The sequence below is a fragment of the Photobacterium sanguinicancri genome, assembly GCF_002265265.1.
GTDB classification, from domain to species: domain Bacteria; phylum Pseudomonadota; class Gammaproteobacteria; order Enterobacterales; family Vibrionaceae; genus Photobacterium; species Photobacterium sanguinicancri.
In genome coordinates, this window is the sequence record NZ_NOIF01000249.1 from 1 (window position 1) to 5,404 (window position 5,404).

Here is a 5,404-nt window from a genome sequence, read left to right on the forward strand (position 1 = left end):
TTTATTAATAATGAGTTCTGTATATTATTTGCTCAAACCTTAAGAATAGATTGTCAGCTGAGGAGCTATAAGATGAAATTATCTCAAATCACTAAAAGTGTTTTATTGAGTACTGTTTTTGCCGCTAGTTGTGTATCTGCTGCGCAACCAGCAAATAGTTTGGATACCTTTTTTACGGCTGATGGTTCGGTTGTAACGCCAGGTACTTACCCAACAGATGAGACATCTCATCAGATCCTTAAGAATCAAGATTTGGTGGGGGTAAATAAGTTTCTGCATAAACGCCAACTAACTCCCACTGATGAGCAACCTGTGGTTCGAATGAATCGTGATACCTATTACTCGATGGCTGTGGTTGATGTATCAAAAGGGGCAACCGTCACTATGCCTGAACTTCCTGAAGGCAAGTACATATCGGTTCAGCCTGTAACAGAAGACCATCGCATTCAACCAATGTACTACGGTGGTGGTACATTCGAGTTGTCTACTCATACTGGTGATCACCTGTATTTGGTTATTCGTCTTGATGCGACGTTTACTGAAAAAGAAGCAGCGATGTATCAAGATAAAATGCAGATCAATGCCAATAGCGCGAAGCTGTTTACATCCGAACCGGTAAACGAAGCATCTTTCAAACGGGTTGAAGATGAGTTGAAAGCTAAAATGCCGATGCTAAATGAACGTGATGGCAGCAATGCATTAACGGGTATGTTTACAGGCTTTGATGATGAATCGAGTAAGTTATTTACGCAAGAAAAGTATGAAGTAGGGGCTGCGATCGGTTGGGGGGGCGCACAAATGATAGATAATATCTATGAAGTTTCAGGTAACTACCCAGCAGAACAGTGTCACCAAGCGACGTTTAAAGACCCCGAAGATAAAGCGTTCTGGTCTATTACTGTTTATAACAAATCTGGCTTCATGTTTAATGATGTTGCGAACGTTAGTTCTAATACCGCGACAGTCAATAAAGACGGTACTTATACTGTGAGTTTTGGTTGTGGTGCTGATGCCCCTAATAACATTGAAACAGCCAATGAATCAGGTGTGTTTAACTTAGGTATCCGTCATTATCAACCGAGTGATATGGTGCGTATCGATGGTTACCGTATTTTACCTATGGTCAAAGCGCAGTAGTTTAGATTTGCTTAAATGCAGCCACAGTGTTGATAGTAAAAATAGTGCTAAGTAAGCAAAAATAAGCCGCTAGGGTAAAAGCTAGCGGCTTTGCTGTTCCATTCCATATTGGTCGTTATTGATGGCAACAATATGCTGAAAAGCAGATCAGTGAGTTTCGTATTCTCTTCTTTAAATCAATTAATTGCGAAAGGCGGTTAGCCGCAAAATTAGATTCCACTCGATATAGGGTATGGTTTATGGCATATGCCAATAACTAGGCGTATAAATGCGCTATACCATGATGGGTATTGAGCAGAAAGAGTGGAAAATGGATAACCCAAACAAAAGCTTGTTACAAGCAGATATAGATAAGTGCGAGTCATTTAACGCGATACGTTTAGTCGAGAAAGTGGCTAAACACCAAAGTCATCAACATTGTATGTTGTGTGGTACTGAGCCAACTTTTGGCCTAAAACTCGATTTTTACAATGATCAACAAGGGGCTGTTTGGAGCAAAGCAAAAGGCAGCATCCATCAACAGGGCTATCAAGGTATTTTACATGGTGGCTTTATCGCATCATTGTTAGATGCTGGTATGTGCCAAGCGATATTTAATCAAGGAATTGAAGCTGTTACTGGCGATATGAATATTCGTTATCTTGCAGAAATTCCCCTTAATGCAGAAATGCTTATTCGAGGTGAAATAAAATCGTCTTGTTTAACACTCTATAAAGTTGAAGCAGGAATTTATGTTGAACAGCAACTCATGGCAAAAAGCACTGCTCGTTTTATGAAGCGTCAATGAGTATTTACATAAAGTATCAAAAATTAAGTATCGGTCGCGTCTTGTGATACTTAATGGTGGGTGGTTGTCGTTTGGAGCGAATATACTTATTTCGAACTCAACACTTTCGAAGCGCTATACCTTAAAGTGACATACCTCGAAGTGGTTTACCTCTCTTAAACAACGAAGGACTCCATCATGAAATTTTTGATTAAACCGGTTCTCGCACTCAGCATATTTGCCCTTGTAGCGCCAGTGTATGCATTCGAAGTTAGCAGTAAAGATATTCAAGAAGGTCATCCAATGGCTAAGACTTTTGAATATAAAGGCTGGGGGTGTGATGGCGGTAATCTGTCACCGCAATTAATGTGGAAAGATGCCCCAGAAGGGACGAAAAGCTTTGCCATTACAGCGTTTGATCCTGATGCGCCTACTGGCAGTGGTTTTTGGCATTGGGTTGCGATTAATATTCCCGCCTCGGTGAGTGAGCTACCCCGTGGTGTGAACATTGAAAAATTGGGGGGCCAAAATCTACGGATTGATTACGGTACTGTCGGGTTTGGTGGTGTTTGTCCGCCAGAAAATGATGGCATGCATCGCTATCAATTTACGGTTTGGGCACTACCGACAGAAAAGTTAAATTTGAATGAAGATACATCGGCTGCCGTTGCAGGATTTACGTTGAACAGCATGGCACTGGATAAAGTGACCTTAACTGCGACTTATACGCGTTAAACTTAGATATGAAACATCAGGGGAAGTGATGAATAACCAATACCAAGTCACTATATTTAGGGCTGAACAGCTCCAGCAGTTGCGCAATGTTAGGATTCACTCCCCAAGTATTATCCAAATTATTTCGGGCAGTAAGCAGTTATATTGGAAAGAGTCGACGATTGCGCTCTCTCCATCTCAACTTTTATTGTGTGAAGCATCGGCTTGCTTAAGCTTTGAAAACCTGCCCCAAAAAGGACACTTTCTTTCTAGAGTCTTTAGTTTTCACTGTGCGCCGACTGAAGCTATGCTGACGCTGAGCCAATCAATAGCAAGCGATCTAGATGCACCTATGATCAATACTGATCGTGCTTTGCAATCGACATTAGATGCATTGTTTTCGTTTGAATTAAGTCAATTAAGCAAAGAAACGCAAACATTTTTGGTGATGGGGCTCTATCAACAACTGGCTGAGAGGGGAGTATTACATTTGTTATTTCCCAGTGCTAATACGTGCTTTAGTCATAAGTTAAGCCAGTATTTATCACACTCCCCAGGAGAAGAACATCCGCTAGAATCTGCTGCTGAGCACTTTGCGATGAGCCGTGCCACCTTAATACGCAAGTTGAAGCATGAAGGGATGCAGTATCGCGAATTGCTGGCAGAGGTAAGGCTAAATCATGCGTTATACCTGATGCAAAATGAACAATGTAGCGTCGCATTGTTATCGCAATTATGTGGTTATCAATCCGAAGAAAGATTTAGTCAGCGCTTTAAGCGAAAGTTTGGTTTAACCCCAAGTGCTTATATGAAAACGCTATAAATTGATATTTACCAATAAGTCTTAAACATTCTTGGCAACTTTTCGAAGATAACGTCTAAGTATTTAATGTGGTGCGTATTTCATGAGAGTGGGAGAATGACCCCTCCAAAAAAACGACGAAAGCCTCGACATTTCTGTCGAGGCTTTCTGAATATGGCGGAGTGCTACGTGTAGTGGAGACTCAATTTGGCCTCCTTTGGGGAGGCTGATAATCTGAACTCGGAGAGAAGCCGATATAGCTTCAAACAAGTAAACTCTGCTGTTAAGTCTGGTTTTTGATATTAACTCTTATAGGGGGAAATCAACTTATGACCAGTTGTAATAGTACGTTTAGATCGACAACTGATAAGCGCATATATTAACAGCGCTAGCCAAGTTTAATGAATCAATCTTACCGCTACCTGAGATAGTAAAAGGCTGCGCGTTACAATCAGCTAAGGCTTGTTTTGGTACGCCACGAGCTTCGTTACCAAATAGGTAACAATCATAGTCGGAAAATTGTGGCGTGTTAACTTTATCACCCTGCATATCAAGATAAGCAAAACGCTTAAAACGCTGATTTAACTCAGTAAGTTCAACACCTTGCTCTAGAGGCAAGTGAAAAATGGCTCCCATGCTAGAGCGCACTACTTTTGGATTGTAGGGATCGACACTGTTGTTACTTAATAACAAGCGAAAGTGCCCAAACCACGCTAGGCTACGCAAAATAGTGCCCAGGTTACCGGGGTCTTGTACCTCATGTAAGTAGATACAGCGCTCACCGTCTTGCAGAGGTGATCTCTCTGTTTGAGTCGGTAAAGGAACGCAGGCGATGATACCTTGTGGTGTTTTGGTATCACTCAGTCCAGCCATCTGGTTTTTATTAATCTCAATGATCGTGTAAGAGTGATTGAGCTGCTGTGCCCATGCTTGATACTCATTAGTCACATATAAAATGGTGTTTTTTAGATAGGGCTGAGCCAGTGCTGCTTTATCCAGTTCGAGGATCAGGTGCTCCCCTTCAACTAAATAGTGGCCAAACTGCTCACGATATTTTTTTTGATGCAGCTTCTTTGCATTATCCAATTTCATAGATGGTCCAGTTTAATATATTGTGCCTTACCAAGTTTTCGCAGGGATTGTACTCTTTTGTTTGGCAAAATGTCACCACTGGAAGTCAGGAGATATTTGCAAAACAACGGGACATGATTACAATAGCGCTCCTATATTTTACCAGCACGGCGAACAACCTATGGCACGTTCAAAAACCAGTAAGAAATGGCTCGATGAACACGTTAACGATCCTTATGTAAAAAAAGCTCAAGTCGATGGTTATCGATCACGAGCAAGCTATAAGTTGATTGAAATTAACGAAAAAGATCAGCTTATCAAGCCGGGAGATATCGCTATGGACCTTGGTTCGGCACCGGGCGGTTGGTCACAGATTGTCGCTCCGATCGTTGGGGATAATGGCAAGGTGATTGCCTCTGATATTTTACCTATGGATAGCCTAATGGACGTCACCTTTATTCAGGGCGATTTCACTGATGAAGCTGTGTATGAGCGTATCGTGGAAACCATAGATGGCAAAGGGGTTGATGTGGTGATTTCGGATATGGCACCTAACTTGAGTGGCGTAAAAACGACTGACCAATACAGCTCAATTTATCTGGTTGAGTTGGCGTTAGATATGGCGCGTAATGTCCTAAAACCGGGCGGTAACTTTTGTGCTAAAGTTTTCCAAGGCGTTGGGTACGAAGAGTATGTGAAAGATGTTCGAACTTCTTTTAACAAAGTCATTATTCGTAAGCCTTCAGCTTCACGTCCACGTTCTCGAGAAGTCTATGTGGTAGGCAAAGGATTTAAAGGCTAGCACGAGCCAATTAACTCCCCTTTACATTTTTGTACGGCTCTGTTCAGTATTTAAGTGGGTGAACTATACTTTAGATAAATCTACTAAATTACTGAGGTTAGCCGTATGGAAA

The 5,404-nt window shown here is 41.6% G+C and carries 6 protein-coding genes; 5 read left to right on the forward strand and 1 reads right to left on the reverse strand.

Going from position 1 to position 5,404, the window contains the following annotated elements:
* Window positions 1–72: 72 nt before the first annotated feature.
* The 4 genes from ASV53_RS22315 (at window position 73) to ASV53_RS22330 (ending at window position 3,440) form a co-directional block, all read left to right on the forward strand.
* Complete coding sequence (locus tag ASV53_RS22315; protein ID WP_094958737.1) at window positions 73–1,137, forward strand: DUF1254 domain-containing protein; 1,065 nt, start codon at window positions 73–75, stop codon at window positions 1,135–1,137.
* Between the two features lie 268 nt (window positions 1,138–1,405).
* Window positions 1,406–1,924, forward strand: a complete 519-nt coding sequence (locus ASV53_RS22320; RefSeq protein ID WP_239928892.1) for a PaaI family thioesterase — start codon at window positions 1,406–1,408, stop codon at window positions 1,922–1,924.
* Between the two features lie 177 nt (window positions 1,925–2,101).
* Window positions 2,102–2,638, forward strand: a complete 537-nt coding sequence (locus tag ASV53_RS22325; RefSeq protein WP_062687904.1) for a YbhB/YbcL family Raf kinase inhibitor-like protein — start codon at window positions 2,102–2,104, stop codon at window positions 2,636–2,638.
* A 28-nt stretch (window positions 2,639–2,666) separates the two neighbouring features.
* Window positions 2,667–3,440, forward strand: coding sequence for a helix-turn-helix transcriptional regulator (locus ASV53_RS22330; RefSeq protein WP_094958738.1), 774 nt, complete (start codon window positions 2,667–2,669; stop codon window positions 3,438–3,440).
* Between the two features lie 330 nt (window positions 3,441–3,770).
* On the opposite strand, the gene ASV53_RS22335 is transcribed toward ASV53_RS22330, so the two are convergent.
* A complete protein-coding gene (locus ASV53_RS22335) occupies window positions 3,771–4,511 on the reverse strand; it encodes a TrmH family RNA methyltransferase (protein WP_094958739.1) in 741 nt (246 codons plus the stop codon).
* A 160-nt stretch (window positions 4,512–4,671) separates the two neighbouring features.
* On the opposite strand from ASV53_RS22335, the gene rlmE reads away from it, so the two are divergent.
* Window positions 4,672–5,292 carry a 23S rRNA (uridine(2552)-2'-O)-methyltransferase RlmE gene (gene rlmE, locus ASV53_RS22340; protein WP_062687907.1) on the forward strand — a complete coding sequence of 207 codons (621 nt, stop codon included), beginning with the start codon at window positions 4,672–4,674 and terminating at the stop codon, window positions 5,290–5,292.
* Window positions 5,293–5,404: the final 112 nt, after the last annotated feature.

Coding starts and splice junctions, on each gene's coding strand:
- ASV53_RS22335 (WP_094958739.1), bottom strand. CDS start 4,511: ATGAAATTGGATAATGCAAAGAAGCTGCATCAAAAAAAATATCGTGAG.
- ASV53_RS22330 (WP_094958738.1), top strand. CDS start 2,667: ATGAATAACCAATACCAAGTCACTATATTTAGGGCTGAACAGCTCCAG.
- ASV53_RS22325 (WP_062687904.1), top strand. CDS start 2,102: ATGAAATTTTTGATTAAACCGGTTCTCGCACTCAGCATATTTGCCCTT.
- ASV53_RS22315 (WP_094958737.1), top strand. CDS start 73: ATGAAATTATCTCAAATCACTAAAAGTGTTTTATTGAGTACTGTTTTT.
- rlmE (WP_062687907.1), top strand. CDS start 4,672: ATGGCACGTTCAAAAACCAGTAAGAAATGGCTCGATGAACACGTTAAC.
- ASV53_RS22320 (WP_239928892.1), top strand. CDS start 1,406: ATGCGCTATACCATGATGGGTATTGAGCAGAAAGAGTGGAAAATGGAT.